This is a genomic window from Carboxylicivirga sp. (assembly GCF_982718395.1).
In genome coordinates this window covers 26,296-40,248 of sequence record NZ_CEXQWX010000013.1, presented here as the reverse complement: position 1 = coordinate 40,248, position 13,953 = coordinate 26,296, and the positions used below count along the sequence as shown (strand labels likewise).

The 13,953-nt window shown below is 38.8% G+C and carries 14 protein-coding genes; 1 reads left to right on the top strand and 13 read right to left on the bottom strand.

The features are described from left to right. Positions 1 to 250: 250 nt before the first annotated feature. The 3 genes from AC4MRQ_RS04565 to AC4MRQ_RS04555 form a co-directional block, all read right to left on the bottom strand. Positions 251 to 643 carry an HIT family protein gene (locus AC4MRQ_RS04565; protein ID WP_491196468.1) on the bottom strand — a complete coding sequence of 131 codons (393 nt, stop codon included), beginning with the start codon at positions 641 to 643 and terminating at the stop codon, positions 251 to 253. A gap of 12 nt (positions 644 to 655) precedes the next feature. After that, positions 656 to 1,120 carry a transcription elongation factor GreA gene (gene greA / locus AC4MRQ_RS04560; protein WP_491196467.1) on the bottom strand — a complete coding sequence of 155 codons (465 nt, stop codon included), beginning with the start codon at positions 1,118 to 1,120 and terminating at the stop codon, positions 656 to 658. Positions 1,121 to 1,274: 154 nt separating this feature from the next. After that, positions 1,275 to 1,691 carry a hypothetical protein gene (locus AC4MRQ_RS04555; protein ID WP_491196466.1) on the bottom strand — a complete coding sequence of 139 codons (417 nt, stop codon included), beginning with the start codon at positions 1,689 to 1,691 and terminating at the stop codon, positions 1,275 to 1,277. Between the two features lie 177 nt (positions 1,692 to 1,868). Here AC4MRQ_RS04555 and AC4MRQ_RS04550 point away from each other — a divergent pair, with 177 nt between their 5' ends. Beyond that, positions 1,869 to 2,303 carry a Rieske (2Fe-2S) protein gene (locus tag AC4MRQ_RS04550; protein WP_491196465.1) on the top strand — a complete coding sequence of 145 codons (435 nt, stop codon included), beginning with the start codon at positions 1,869 to 1,871 and terminating at the stop codon, positions 2,301 to 2,303. Between the two features lie 142 nt (positions 2,304 to 2,445). Here the strand turns inward: AC4MRQ_RS04550 and AC4MRQ_RS04545 are convergent, their stop codons facing one another. The 10 genes from AC4MRQ_RS04545 to AC4MRQ_RS04500 all read right to left on the bottom strand — a co-directional run bounded on the left by AC4MRQ_RS04545 (position 2,446) and on the right by AC4MRQ_RS04500 (position 13,941). Then, entirely contained in the window at positions 2,446 to 3,390 is a 945-nt protein-coding gene (locus AC4MRQ_RS04545; RefSeq protein ID WP_491196464.1) for a pyridoxal-phosphate dependent enzyme, read from the bottom strand. Between the two features lie 6 nt (positions 3,391 to 3,396). After that, positions 3,397 to 3,681: a putative signal transducing protein gene (locus AC4MRQ_RS04540; protein ID WP_491196463.1), complete on the bottom strand. Its 285-nt coding sequence runs from the start codon at positions 3,679 to 3,681 to the stop codon at positions 3,397 to 3,399. 298 nt (positions 3,682 to 3,979) lie between these two features. Beyond that, positions 3,980 to 4,909 carry an AraC family transcriptional regulator gene (locus AC4MRQ_RS04535; protein ID WP_491196462.1) on the bottom strand — a complete coding sequence of 310 codons (930 nt, stop codon included), beginning with the start codon at positions 4,907 to 4,909 and terminating at the stop codon, positions 3,980 to 3,982. 149 nt (positions 4,910 to 5,058) lie between these two features. Next, a complete protein-coding gene (carA, locus tag AC4MRQ_RS04530; RefSeq protein ID WP_491196461.1) occupies positions 5,059 to 6,141 on the bottom strand; it encodes a glutamine-hydrolyzing carbamoyl-phosphate synthase small subunit in 1,083 nt (360 codons plus the stop codon). Between the two features lie 819 nt (positions 6,142 to 6,960). After that, the gene (locus tag AC4MRQ_RS04525; protein ID WP_491196460.1) at positions 6,961 to 8,301 is read right to left on the bottom strand and encodes a citrate/2-methylcitrate synthase; all 1,341 of its coding nucleotides are present in this window, start codon (positions 8,299 to 8,301) and stop codon (positions 6,961 to 6,963) included. A 6-nt stretch (positions 8,302 to 8,307) separates the two neighbouring features. Further along, complete coding sequence (gene argH, locus AC4MRQ_RS04520; protein WP_491196459.1) at positions 8,308 to 9,639, bottom strand: argininosuccinate lyase; 1,332 nt, start codon at positions 9,637 to 9,639, stop codon at positions 8,308 to 8,310. Between the two features lie 178 nt (positions 9,640 to 9,817). Next, positions 9,818 to 10,891 carry a M20 family metallo-hydrolase gene (locus AC4MRQ_RS04515; protein WP_491196458.1) on the bottom strand — a complete coding sequence of 358 codons (1,074 nt, stop codon included), beginning with the start codon at positions 10,889 to 10,891 and terminating at the stop codon, positions 9,818 to 9,820. Positions 10,892 to 10,896: 5 nt separating this feature from the next. Continuing rightward, on the bottom strand, positions 10,897 to 11,676 hold the full coding sequence (argB, locus tag AC4MRQ_RS04510; protein ID WP_491196457.1) for an acetylglutamate kinase: 780 nt from the start codon (positions 11,674 to 11,676) through the stop codon (positions 10,897 to 10,899). Positions 11,677 to 11,680: 4 nt separating this feature from the next. Continuing rightward, positions 11,681 to 12,631 carry an N-acetylornithine carbamoyltransferase gene (locus AC4MRQ_RS04505; RefSeq protein ID WP_491196456.1) on the bottom strand — a complete coding sequence of 317 codons (951 nt, stop codon included), beginning with the start codon at positions 12,629 to 12,631 and terminating at the stop codon, positions 11,681 to 11,683. A gap of 62 nt (positions 12,632 to 12,693) precedes the next feature. Beyond that, entirely contained in the window at positions 12,694 to 13,941 is a 1,248-nt protein-coding gene (locus tag AC4MRQ_RS04500; protein ID WP_491196455.1) for a glutamate-5-semialdehyde dehydrogenase, read from the bottom strand. Between the last annotated feature and the right edge of the window lie 12 nt (positions 13,942 to 13,953).

Sequence of the window (13,953 nt, the reverse complement as noted above, 5' to 3'; positions counted from 1 at the left end):
ACCAAGCTAAAGCTATTTACTCTGCCTAATCATTTTCATACAGAAGTAATTAATCGGATAAAACCCAAATAAGTTTCGAACCTCCATATACTAATGAAGTAGCAAAGCTTCCTACCTAATTTTAAAAATTATAACAGGCAAATGTTCATTCAGAACAAGCACTTTATAATGCTTTGCTGATATATTTTTCGGTTTTTATCAAAAAAAAGACTGCTCAAGGCAGCCTTTTAAAATATCTTCTAATGAGCAACTATAATTCTTTTCTGATAGAATCAGCAATTGTATTAAACTCTTCTGTTGTCAACTTTAACTTTGGGTTTGAGAAGTTAACATCTGCTTCACTATTCATTGGTATCAAATGAACGTGCGCATGAGGCACCTCAAGCCCTAATACAGCAACTCCAACCCTTTTACAGGAAATCACCTTTTTTTGAGCGATTGCAATCTTTTTCGCAAACACATTCATATCGGCCAATAATTGATCATCTAAATCGAACAAATAATCTACTTCCTGTTTTGGTATCACTAATGTATGACCCTTCGCTAAAGGATTAATATCCAGAAAGGCGAAAAAGCGATCGTCCTCAGCAATTTTATAACAAGGTATCTCACCCTTTATTATTTTCGTGAATATGCTCGACATAAACTAATTGCTTTAAATTGATATCTCAATAATTTCGAATGTCATTAAACCGGAAGGCACTTTAATCTCTACCTGGTCACCAACCTCTTTCCCCAATAATCCTTTAGCAATTGGGGTTGAAATGGATATTTTACCTTCTTTAAGATTAGCTTCGCTTTCAGGCACTAATGTATATGTCATTGTTGCCTTATTTTTAAGGTTTTTAATTTTTACCTTATTTAATAACTGAACCTTTGATGTATCAATCCGCGACTCATCAATAATACGACTATTAGCAATGGTATCTTTCAATTTTGCGATACGCATCTCTAACAGTCCCTGTGCCTCTTTTGCTGCATCGTACTCAGCATTTTCTGACAAATCACCTTTATCACGCGCTTCAGCAATTTGTTTTGAAATAGATGGACGCTCATATGTCTCTAATTGATGAAGTTCTTCCTTAAGCTTCTTTAAGCCAGCTTCAGTTATATATTTCATTTTTATCCTCCTCTGTTTTACTAAGCTATTATATAAAAAAATAAAGAATCCCGATCTCGCAGAACTCTTTGTTACAAAGATATGAAAGTTATCAATAATTACAAATGCACAGCTCTAATACTTTAATGTAGAAAACTAAAGTACAGGCTATTACCTACTCATATGGTCGCTTCAAAATTTCAGAATATATCACAGCCTGTCTTAAATCAATTTGCTCTTTATCGAAGATGAATCCCTCCGGTTCGTCATCATAAACTTCCAAGCGTATTGGTTCTTGTTTGACTTTTTCACTTACCTTTTCATCTTGAATAACAAGCGGTTTTGGTTTTACTTCTACCTTCTGAACTACTGCTTCCTCAACCACAGGCTTCGGTTCTGCTTTAGGTTTGCCAAAAAGCTCTTTTAATTCGGTTAGCACATCATCTTCGTCCATTGGATCGTATGCCGGTCTGTGTTCTTCCTCAGGCATTGGTTGTTGTTGTCTCTTTGACTGTTTTTGCTTTTTATAAGCACTGAACACCAATGCTGCAAGCATTGCAAGTATATATAATATATTACCTATGTCATCCATAATACATCTGGTTTGAATATTTAGCCAAAATACCAAATTTAAACGAACTATAAAAAAACATTACGCAAAGGATGCTAAGTTCTATCAGATTTTAGATGTATGCATTTAAGCTAAAACAGATAACTTCGAAACAACAATAAAACAGGTATATTCGCGTTTAAAAACAAAAGGTACCACATGAATAAAATTGTTTTTTGGTTCTTTATTGTAATACTTGCCGTTGGCTGCAATAAAGACTCTGTTAATATTATCCCAAATGTGCGATTTATTGCAACGGTTAATATTGTACCTCAATATTCAGGGAAAAGCCTGTTTATGATAATGCCAAGTGGCAGTAATCAGGTAGTTGGTGTGAATGGAGTTGTTGTGTGGAACAATGGCGGTGACCAATATTATGCTTTCGACAGGATGTGCACACATACACATGAGGACGGCAAGTATCACTTTGTTGAAATAATTGAAGATGGAAATCCAGTTGTTAAATGTCCTGAATGTGAATCAGAATATCTGGTCGCAACAGAATATGGAGATATTATAAAAGGCCCTGCAGTATATGCTCTCAAGCCATATGCTACCTCGTATAGTAATGGTCAGTTAACTATTAGAAATTAAACTCTTTTTTACATTTTTCGGCATAGAAATTGCATTCGCAAGAATCCTATCAGTAATTCAACATACTGTAGAGCAAATTAATTGCTTGTTACGTTCCCCTTGAATGCCTCGTACTTAGCGAGGCATTCTTTATTCACTTAACTTAAAATGGAAGCGTATTCAAATCTACATTTCCACCTGTTAAGATAATCCCAACGCACTTATTCTGGAATTGCCTCTTATTTTCAAGGATAGCAGCTAATGGAACGGCCGACGATGGTTCAATAATAATCTTCATGCGCTCCCAAATCATTCTCATGGCTTCCACAATACTAGCCTCATTAACCGTGAGAATATCATCTACCTTGTTTTTTATTATTTCAAAAGTAATCGAACCTAAAGAAGTTCTTAATCCATCAGCTATTGTATCGGGATTTACAACCGGATGAAAGGTTTTCGTTTTAAAAGAAAGAAAAGCATCATTAGCATTCAGGGGCTCACCGGCAATTACCTTAATATCGGGATATGTCTCCTTAATAAAAGTAGCAGTTCCACTTAATAATCCTCCTCCGCCAACTGGTGCCATAACTGTATCAAGATGCTTAACCTGATGTAATAATTCGACAGATGCAGTTCCTTGTCCGCAAATTACTTCGAATTGATTATAAGGATGCACTAAAGTTGCTCCGGTTTGACGAACCACATCTTCAAGCGTTTGCTCCCTGGCCTGCAAAGTGGGTTCGCAAAAAGTTATTTCAGCCCCATAACCCGCAACAGCCTTTTTTTTAATATCCGGCGAATTATCAGGCATTACAATGTAAGCTTTTGTATTGTTCATTTTAGCAGCCAAAGCCAGAGCTGCAGCATGATTACCAGAAGAGTGGGTAGCAACTCCTTTTGTCTTTTGTTCATCTGTCAAACTCAAGACAGCATTAGTGGCTCCCCGATATTTAAAAGCTCCAACCTTTTGAAAATTCTCGCATTTGAAGAACAAGTTAGCTCCTGTCAATTCATTAATTGCCGCACTGGTTAATACCGGTGTTTCATGTACAAAGGGCTGTATTCTTCGATGTGCATTAATAATATCCCCTGCGGTAGGCAACAGCATAAACAATTACTTTTTAAGTTCCTTCTTCAGTTGTTCTACAACAGGACGGGCAAGCTCCAGATCCTTTTCTAAAACATACAGATCAACTGTGCTGGTCGTTCCTGCAACAAATCCTGCCGAGACACCTGATTCAAAATCATTCTTAACCATTGATTCGATCCCACTATCCGCTAATAAATTTTTTAGATGTGTTACTGTTAATTCTGTATCGGAAAAAATTCGCACCAGATCATCCATAGCTTTATTTTTTGTAGTTAATATCGTTGTATATACTCCCAATAAAGGTATCATAAAAAGAGATGTTTACAAATGGGACAGAGTTATGGGAATCCTTTTTAATCCCTCATAGACAAGATCCTGTTTTAACATTTTTTAATGACATAACACTGACTATCTATAACATAGCTCTGTTTTATGGCATGTATTTTGATTTTTCAAGACAAAAACTCCATATTATGTCGAGATCAGAAAAAACAGCTTATTACAAAACTTTGATAGTGGGATTAGCTACCATAGCTATCCAAACATTGTTGGTTTTAATTCTATTATAGGCCCTGTTACATCAGGGCCTATAAATAATCACTTCAGATTAAAGTGGTTTAACTGGGACACAGATGTCTACTTTAAATTTACCATCTTTAGGTTCTTCTGTATACATCTCAAAACAGGGTTTATCATCCGGCTGGTAGCCACTTTCAGGAAACCACTTAGCATACATCCAAGACCACGCTTCAGCAAACTCGTGCGTTTGAACTTCAAAACGAGCTACTACATATTGACCACCTTCAACCTTCATCTTACCGACATCTCCATCTACTTTTGTATCGTCAGGCACGGTTATGCAAATACTGGTTCTCAACTTCATATCATCCGTAATATTCGGATCATCGTGATAAATAGCTAAAGAAACCAAATCAGGTTGCGCCATTAAACCTCGGGGTCCTGCCCACGTCATTAACTTCTGCCATAGACCTCTAAACAGTTCTTCATCGCCTTTGTATGGGCCAATGTGTCGTACGTAAGCAACTGTCATATCTGGCAATTGCTTAATCTCAATACTTTTGTTCAATTCCATATTCGTCTTCCATTTAATTGATTTTGTATGTGAACAAAAGTAGATGCTTAGCTCCTCCTTTACTTTTTCGGGATTGCTGTTGATTTGACTCAAATTGCTTTTTTTCATCATCTGCGTTCGCCAGGACGAGGGTGATTGACCAAAGTGGAGCTTAAAGTTTCGTGAAAAAACAGAGATATCATTAAACCCGACCTGAACAGCGGCCTCTCCAACAGTTATCTTTGGGTTCATTATTAAAAAGGTGGCGGCACGCTGCAACCTAAGTCTGTTAATAAAATGAAAAGGTGTTTCTCCAATGAGCCCCATAAATATTCGATGAAAATGATACTTTGAGAAACTCGCTGCCGCTGCCAACTCATCTAATGTGAATGGGTGATCGAGGTTAGATTCAATATAGTCCAGCGTTTTGTTTACCCGGGATTTGTATTCGTCGACGTTCTTCATGTTAGATTTGTATAATTAGGTTTTGAATTTGAAAGTAAACATTATTTACAAATAAATGTGATCAGGTATTGTACGTTTTAAATACACAAAGCCCCACATCGTTCTGATGCAGGGCTCCTATATCTCTTCAGGCACTAACCTGATTTACTTTATTGCTTGCTTTTCTCAATATTAGCGATCAGCTCATCAAACAAAAACTCAGTATCGGTTGGTCCGCTCGAAGCTTCTGGGTGGAACTGAGTTGAGAAGAATGGTTTTGTTTTGTGCTTAATACCTTCGTTGGTTTTATCGTTGATATTCACAAACAATGGCTCCCATTCATCACTCAAGGTATTATTATCAATGGCAAAACCATGGTTCTGACTGGTGATATAACAAGTATCAGTACCTACTTTGATAACCGGGTGATTATGCGCACGGTGGCCATACTTAAGTTTATAAGTCGATGCACCAGAAGCAATTCCTAATAACTGGTTACCCAGACATATACCAAAGATTGGTTTACCAATCTCCATCGCTTTTTGAATGTGTTTTATGGTAACCTCACACATTTGTGGATCACCTGGGCCATTCGACAACATGATTCCATCGTAATCTTCCTGCGTGAAATCATAGTCCCAAGGCACCCGAATAACAGTTGTATCGCGTTTCAATAAGCATCGCAGTATATTGTTTTTTGCACCAGTATCCACCAATACTACTTTGTGCTGACCGTTGCCATATACCTTTTTCTCATTCACACTCACTTTGGCAACGAGGTTTTCTTTGTTTGGATCAACAAAGTCAACATTCTCACCATCCACCTCAATTTTACCCAGCATGGATCCTTTCTCACGCAAAATCATTGTTAATGCGCGGGTATCAATTCCAAAAATACCTGGAACTTCATTCTGAATTAACCATTCACGTAGGCTATTCTCAGCATTCCAGTGACTGTACTCGAATGAATAATCAGAGATGATAAGACCTGAAATATGAATACGATCGGATTCGTGGAACTTAGGAATACCGTTTTCGGTATCATTCTTTGGCACTCCGTAGTTTCCTATTAAAGGATAAGTAGAAACAAGGATTTGCCCTTCATACGACGGATCAGTCAAACTTTCAGGATATCCGGTCATGGCTGTATTAAAAACTACTTCACCGGCCACCGACTTATGGTATCCAAACGATTTACCTTCGAAGACAGAACCGTCTTCCAACACTAATTTAATCTTTTGTACTTCAGGCATACCTTTCTGAAACTTAATGCTTATACAATATTTTCTACACAAAAAATGCATTTACCCATTGAGCCGGAATAAATGCATGCATAAGGCTTCCCTTATGCCGCACAAATGTAATAATTATTTATGTCTCCACACAATTTTTGAAACCATATTGCATATTTATTGCATATTTTTCCATAACATCGCATAAGTATGCATTTAAATATCATAAATTACAACTCTAAACTTTTATTTATTGCCATAATTCAACTAAAACAATCCTTTCACACGAATGAAAAAGTCAGTTACTCGACTTAGATTCCCATACAAGAAAACTGTAAAGTCCGATAAGCTGTTTCGATAATCCTTCTTACAAGTGATAAAGTCCGCTGAACGGTTCTGTTTTTCCTCTTCGCAAGTTGTCGAAACCGTAGATCGTTTCTGTTTCCTTTTTCGCAGATCGTAGAGTCGATTGTTAGCTCTATTTTTCCTCCTGACAGGTTATAAAGTTGGTTGTCAGCTTAAGTTTCCATTCTCGCGGGTAATAAAGTTGGCTGTTGGTTCCGTTTTTTCATTCCACAGAGAGTATAGTAAATCGTAAGCTTAGCTTTTCCATCAAGCAGCTTACTGAGTGGCTTTTCAGCTTCAGTTTTCATTCCCCAAAGTGATAGAGTAGATTCTATCATTTAAATTTTCCATCTCGTAAATTACTAAGCAGCTTAATTTAGAATATCATCCTTCATACCATCGGTAAAGCAATTAGTTGAGACAAAAAAAGAGGGACCTAGCATATCTCCCCCATGCAACGGTCCCTCATACCCAATCAACAAAAAATCCTAATATTTATCTATTGTCTAATTCTGTATAATCAATTCGTTCACAAACATTTTTATAGGCCGGACGAATAATACGACGGCTTGAGAAAGTTACTTCTTCAATTCGATGAGCACACCATCCGGCAATTCTTGAAACAGCGAAGATGGGTGTGTAAATCTCCTTTGGAATCTGCAAACAATCGTAAACAAATCCACTATAAAAATCGACATTGGCACAAATAACTTTGGCATTAGCTCCTTTGAAATCGTAAAATACTTTCGGCGCCAATCGCTCAATGGCTGCATATAAATGAAATTCATCCAAACGCCCTTTTTCAATTGCTAATGCTTCTGCTTTCTCCTTTAGAAGTACAGCCCGAGGGTCTGAATTTGTATATATAGCATGACCAATACCGTAAATCTTACCTGTATTATCAAATGCTTGTTTATTCAATATTTTAAGAAGGTAAGCTTTGATTTCTTTATCATCGCGCCAGTTTTTAACATTGGTCTTGATGTTTTCCATCATATCCATCACCTTCAGGTTGGCACCTCCGTGCAAGCCACCCTTCAACGAACCCAATGCTGCAGCAATGGCAGAATAGGTATCCGTTTGTGCCGAACTTACCACCCGCGTTGTAAAGGATGAATTGTTACCACCGCCATGCTCAGCATGAATTACCAACGACAAATCCAGTAAATCGGCCTCCAACTTGGTGTAATTATCTCCTTTCAGCATGTAAAGGAAGTTCTCGGCCGTACTTAAGTGTGGCTGCGGGTGACGAATCACCAACGAACGCTTCTGAAAAGAGTGGCGCATACCAAAATAAGAGTAGGCTACAATTACTGGAAACTTCGCAATCAAACTGATTGATTGTTTAATCAGATTCTCAGGTGATAAATCCTCAGCTTCTTCGTCCGCTGTATATAAACCAAGTACCGAACGCGCCAGCATATTCATAATATCTCTGCCCCTTAAAGACAGGATCATATTTTTCGAAAAGAAAGGTGGCAAATGACGCTCATCAGCCAATTCCTTCGAAAATTCTTTAAGTTCAGTGTCATTGGGCAGGCTTCCTGACAGCAGTAAATAGGCTGTCTCGTCAAATCCATGTCGTCCTTTGGACTGGAATCCTTTAGCCAGCTCCTTTAGCTCAACGCCCCTGTAAAATAATTTTCCTTCTTTAGGGATTAACTTACCATCAACCTTGTCATAACCTTCTACATCACCAATAGTAGTTAAACCCACCAATACACCAGAGAAATCGGCATTTCTTAGTCCCCTTTTAACACTGAACTTATCAAACAATGATTTTTCAATATCACTTGATGCTACCGCATCCTTCGCCAATTTCTCGTATAATGCCATTTAATATTATTTTAGTAAGTTCTGAACAGCATCATGAACTGTTTCAAAACCAAATTCTTTAACAATCTTATTCTTCTTACTTTCTATCCTTTCGTTACAAAGGTTCCCAATGGATCCTTCGTGGGAATGATCAATATGACCATCGGTCTCAAACTCACCTGCCTCAATTGCCAATCCTACTTGTTTGTAGGCATCTCTAAACGGTACGCCGCTTAAAACTAACTTATTGACTTCTTCAACACTAAAGGCCAGCTTATACCGTTCATCCTGCATCACATCTTTCTTCACTTCGATGTTTTCGATGGCAAAAGCTGCAATCTCCAGGCAGTCAATCATCTCATCAAAAGCCGGCATAAACACTTCCTTGATCAATTGCAGATCACGGAAATAGCCTGTTGGTAAGTTAGCCGTTATCATTCCAATGGTTTCGGGCAAAGCCTGCAGCTTATTACAGTGTGCTCTTAACAATTCAAATACATCTGGATTCTTCTTATGCGGCATAATGCTCGAACCTGTTGTTAACTCATCGGGCAGTTTAATAAACCCGAAGTTTTGACTGGTAAATAAACAACCATCAACGGCCAGTTTACCCACTGTTTGAGCCACTGATGATAATGCATAAGCCACTGTTCGCTCCATTTTACCACGAGCCATTTGCGCATAACCCACATTATAGTTCAGATCTTCAAAGCCCAATAACTGAGTGGTCATCGTCCGGTTTAAAGGAAATGATGAACCATAACCTGCAGCCGTTCCCAAAGGATTTTGATTGGCTGTACGCCAGGCCGCCTGAACCAACAACAGATCATCGGCTAAGCTTTCGGCAAAGGCTCCAAACCAAACACCAAATGATGATGGCATAGCCACTTGCAAATGCGTATAACCAGGAATTAAAACCTCTTTATGCTCCTCACTCTTTTGCTGCAATAAGCCAAATAACTTATCAACAGCTTTAACCACCTCTTCAATGCGATGGCGGGTATACAATTTAAGGTCAAGTAATACCTGATCGTTTCTCGACCGGCCACTATGTACCTTTTTCCCAACATCGCCCAGCTTACGCGTCAACATAAGCTCCACTTGCGAATGTACATCCTCTATGCCGTCTTCTATGATAAAATCACCATCAACAGCATTCTGATAGAGAATATTCAGCTCTGCCAATAGGCATTTTAATTCTGCTTCACTAATCAGGTTAACGCTCTCCAACATGGTAATGTGAGCCATAGTTCCCAATATGTCGAAAGGTGCCAGAAAAACATCCAGCTCACGATCACGTCCGACCGTAAAATCCTCAATTCGCTTATCTACAGAGGTTCCTTTATCCCAAAGCTTCATAACTTGACCTTTTCTTATTCGTATTATTCACACTTATTCAAAAGAAGTTACTATCTGAAAGATTTCAAAACCCCTATCTTTCGAATTGGCAAATATATTTACTTTTTATTTATAATCGAACTATTCGATTGAATATTTATGACTTTTGTCATTATTTTTAATGCATATAAACTATTCACTACCAAGATAGTTTTATTCCTTTCAGTAATTTAATGTATATATCTATGCCCTTTTCTATCTCTGACAGATAAATGTATTCATCCGGAGTATGGGAGCGTGCTGAATCGCCCGGACCTATTTTGATGGTGGTAAAATCCATCACTGCCTGATCGGATGTTGTTGGTGAACCATAATAGGAAAGCCCCAGATCAACACCTCGTTTCACCAAAGGATGATCAACCGGAATAAATGAGCTGTTTAATCGAAAGGAACGTGGTTTGACATCGCAATCAACGTGTTGCTCAATAATATGGTGAAGTTCTTTGTTGCTATAGCATTCGTTTAGTCGAACATCAACAACAAAACGACAGGAATCGGGCACAACATTATGCTGACTACCTGCATCAATCTGCGTTACGGTCATTTTAACCTGTCCCAGATGTGGTGATACTTTATCGAACTGATAGCTTTTAAACCATTCGATATTTTTGAGTGCTTTATAAAGCGCGTTCTCTCCTTCATCACGTGCAGCATGGCCTGTTTTACCATGGGCCTCACAATCGAGTACCATCAAACCTTTCTCAGCAACTGCCATCTGCATTTGCGTTGGTTCACCAACAATACCAAGATTAACCGAGCCAATCTCACTTAAAATTGAGGCTACGCCATTGGTTCCCGATATTTCTTCTTCAGCAGTTGCGGCAAATACCAAATTAAATGGTAATTCCTCGTCTTTTAGATATAGAAATGTTGCCATAAGCGACACTAAAGGTCCGCCTGCATCATTACTTCCCAACCCGGTAAGTTTATCACCTTCAACAGTCGCACCAAAAGGGTTGTATGTCCACTTAGAAGAAGGTTTGACTGTATCTAAATGTGAATTTAGCAATACGGTTGGTTTAGAGGCATCTATATCTGCAGTCCAACACCAAACATTATTATCCTGACGATTGACTTTCAAACCATTCTCCGAAAGATAGGCTGCCATCAAATCAGCTACATCATTTTCCTCTCGGCTAAATGACTGCGTAACAATTAGCTTTTTAAGCAACTCAATGGCTTCGCCTGTATATTTTTTTTGCTTGTTATCCATGTCTTCTAAAGAGATAATAATGTTCCGGTTGAAAATTCATTTTTCAAACCTTCAATATTGGTAACATACACCTTTGAAACGCCTTGTTTCAATGCTCCAAAACCATTATCCAGTTTAGGTACCATTCCATCACTTATAACACCCAATTGTTTGTATGTTTCAAATAGTTCACTGGTTAAATTGACAATAACTGAATCGTCATCATCCGGTTTTTCCAAAACACCTTTCTTTTCGAAACAATAAACTAACTGCACCCGAAAACTACCTGCAAATGCTTTGGCCAATTCGGCCGCCATTGTATCGGCATTGGTATTGAGCATTTGTCCTTCTCCATTGTGCGTTAAAGGAGCCACCACCGGAATCACACCATTCTTCACAAGTTCTTCGAGTTGTTCAGTATTTACTGAAGTCACATCACCCGCATAACCATAATCTATTTCACGAACCGGACGCTTCACAGCCCTCACACAATCCAAATCAGCACCGGTTAATCCAACCGCTTGCTTATTGAGTGCCTGCAGTTGAGCTACAATATTTTTGTTGACTAAACCGCCATATACCATCACGACCACATCCAACATGTTTTTGTCGGTAATACGCCGGCCTTCCACCATCTTTGTTTCAAACCCCATCTGTTCGGCTATCGCTGTTGCCGATCGTCCACCTCCATGAACCAAAATCTTTTGTCCGGCAATGCTGGCAAAATCCTTAATAAACGCCTTTAAGGATTCAGCTTCCTCTACAACTTTACCTCCAACCTTTACAATGGTTAATCTATCGTTCATCTTGTTATTTTAAACTTTCCAACATTCGCTTGATCACTACTTGCGCAGATACCACACGATTAGCCGCCTCATCAATTACGATACTATTGGGACTGTCAATCACCTCATCACTTACAATCATGTTGCGACGAACGGGCAGACAGTGCATAAACTTGGCATTATTGGTTAAAGCCATTTTATCAGAGTCAACAGTCCAACTTTTATCTTTATTCAATATCTGACCGTATTCATTATAGGAAGCCCAGTTTTTAGCATAAATAAAATCGGCTCCTTCAAATGCTTTTTTCTGATCATACTCTACTTTTACACCATCGCTAAACTCTGGTGCCAGCTCATACCCTTCGGGGTGCGTGACCACCAAATCAACATCAGCTTCCTTCATCCATTCAACAAAAGAATTTGGAACAGCTTGCGGCAAAGCTCGGGGATGCGGCGCCCAGGTTAACACAACTTTAGGGCGTTCTTTGGTCTTATGCTCTTCTATGGTAAATAAATCAGCAAAAGCCTGTAATGGGTGTCGTGTTGCCGATTCCATGCTGATCACAGGTACACCAGCAAACTCAATAAACTGATTCAGTATCTGCTCTTCATAATCAGCCTTTTTATCCTCGAATGAGGCAAAAGAACGTACTCCAATAATATCACAATAACGACCAATTACAGGAACTGCTTCTCGCAAGTGTTCAGGCTTATCGCCATCCATCACCACACCAAATTCTGTTTCCAATTGCCAGCCATCTTTATTGACATCTAACACAATGACATTCATACCCAGATTCATGGCTGCTTTTTGAGTACTTAAGCGTGTGCGAAGGCTTGAGTTAAAGAAAATCAGGGTAATGGTTTTGTTTTTACCCATAGTATCCCAGGCATACGGATTCTTTTTTACTTCAGCAGCTTCCTTAAGAGCGGTATTTAAATCGCCTATATCATTTACTTTGAGAAATCGTTTCATATTGATAGTGTATAAAGATTCAAAACATTTACATAATGATCGTAGATTCGGCTAATCACATTTTAGGCAGGACGTATATGCCCTTGACCTTTAACAATCCATTTATAGGACGTCAATTCCCTTAAACCCATAGGACCTCGCGCATGCAGCTTTTGAGTGCTGATTCCGATCTCTGCCCCCAAACCAAATTGTGCACCGTCAGTAAAAGCTGTACTGGTATTAACATACACAGCGGCTGCATCCACCTCATTAAGGTATCTTTCAACAACAGTTGCGTCTTCAGCAATAATCGCCTCACTGTGTTTAGAACTGAACTGGTAAATATGATCCAATGCGGAATCAAAATCATCTACAGTCTTCACAGACATTTTAAGAGATAAGAATTCTGTTCCGAAATCTTCTTCACTGGCTTGGTTCAACAAATCATCAGGATATAAACCTTTCAGCTTATGATATGACTGTTTATCAGCAAACACCTCAACTTTCTCTTTGGCCATATCATGCACCAATACCGGCAAATCGTTTAGTCGATTTTTATGCAATACCAAACAATCCAACGCATTACATACACTTACACGACGAGTTTTTGCATTGAAAATGACTTGCTTACCAATATCTAAATCACCTGACTCATCAAAGTAGGTATGCACAATACCAGCACCTGTTTCAATAACTGGTAATTTAGCGTTATCGCGCACCGCATTAATTAAACCTTGTGAACCACGCGGAATTAATACATCCACATAACCAACAGCATTCATAAGTTCGTCTGTAGCTTGACGGTCAGCTGGTAAAAGCTGCGCAATACCTTCATCAACACCATTATTCCGCAGCACCTTTTTTATCAAGTCTACCAATACTCGATTGCTATCCTCGGCATCACTTCCACCTTTTAAAACACAGGCATTGCCAGATTGCAGGCATAAGGCAAATACATCGATAGTAACATTAGGACGAGCCTCGTAAATCACACCTACAACTCCCAATGCAACCCTTTTCTTTTCCAATTGAAGTCCGTTTTCTAACTGACGACTTTCCAACACTTCTCCTACAGGACAGTTCAATTGAGCAACATTATTAACATCATCAGCAATAGCATTAATTCTTTCTGGTGTTAACTTCAGACGATCATATTTCGGATCAGATATATCCATGCGATCTACATCCTGTTTATTAGCAACCAGAATATCATTAACCGACGCACGTAAAGCTGCACTTAGATCCTGTAAGATGGCTCTTGTCTGCTCAGCACTCAATCGTGCCATATACCGTGAGGCTTGTTTTACTTTTTCGAAATAGTCTTTATACATAATGGTGAAGGC

What these genes read in the sequence shown, in the direction of transcription:
- AC4MRQ_RS04565 (WP_491196468.1), bottom strand. Translation starts at nt 643, where the DNA reads ATGTCGAGCATATTCACGAAAATAATAAAGGGTGAGATACCTTGTTAT.
- argB (WP_491196457.1), bottom strand. Translation starts at nt 11,676, where the DNA reads ATGAACGATAGATTAACCATTGTAAAGGTTGGAGGTAAAGTTGTAGAG.
- AC4MRQ_RS04500 (WP_491196455.1), bottom strand. Translation starts at nt 13,941, where the DNA reads ATGTATAAAGACTATTTCGAAAAAGTAAAACAAGCCTCACGGTATATG.
- AC4MRQ_RS04555 (WP_491196466.1), bottom strand. Translation starts at nt 1,691, where the DNA reads ATGGATGACATAGGTAATATATTATATATACTTGCAATGCTTGCAGCA.
- greA (WP_491196467.1), bottom strand. Translation starts at nt 1,120, where the DNA reads ATGAAATATATAACTGAAGCTGGCTTAAAGAAGCTTAAGGAAGAACTT.
- AC4MRQ_RS04505 (WP_491196456.1), bottom strand. Translation starts at nt 12,631, where the DNA reads ATGAAACGATTTCTCAAAGTAAATGATATAGGCGATTTAAATACCGCT.
- AC4MRQ_RS04545 (WP_491196464.1), bottom strand. Translation starts at nt 3,390, where the DNA reads ATGCTGTTGCCTACCGCAGGGGATATTATTAATGCACATCGAAGAATA.
- AC4MRQ_RS04550 (WP_491196465.1), top strand. Translation starts at nt 1,869, where the DNA reads ATGAATAAAATTGTTTTTTGGTTCTTTATTGTAATACTTGCCGTTGGC.
- AC4MRQ_RS04535 (WP_491196462.1), bottom strand. Translation starts at nt 4,909, where the DNA reads ATGAAGAACGTCGACGAATACAAATCCCGGGTAAACAAAACGCTGGAC.
- AC4MRQ_RS04525 (WP_491196460.1), bottom strand. Translation starts at nt 8,301, where the DNA reads ATGGCATTATACGAGAAATTGGCGAAGGATGCGGTAGCATCAAGTGAT.
- AC4MRQ_RS04540 (WP_491196463.1), bottom strand. Translation starts at nt 3,681, where the DNA reads ATGATACCTTTATTGGGAGTATATACAACGATATTAACTACAAAAAAT.
- carA (WP_491196461.1), bottom strand. Translation starts at nt 6,141, where the DNA reads ATGCCTGAAGTACAAAAGATTAAATTAGTGTTGGAAGACGGTTCTGTC.
- AC4MRQ_RS04515 (WP_491196458.1), bottom strand. Translation starts at nt 10,891, where the DNA reads ATGGATAACAAGCAAAAAAAATATACAGGCGAAGCCATTGAGTTGCTT.
- argH (WP_491196459.1), bottom strand. Translation starts at nt 9,639, where the DNA reads ATGAAGCTTTGGGATAAAGGAACCTCTGTAGATAAGCGAATTGAGGAT.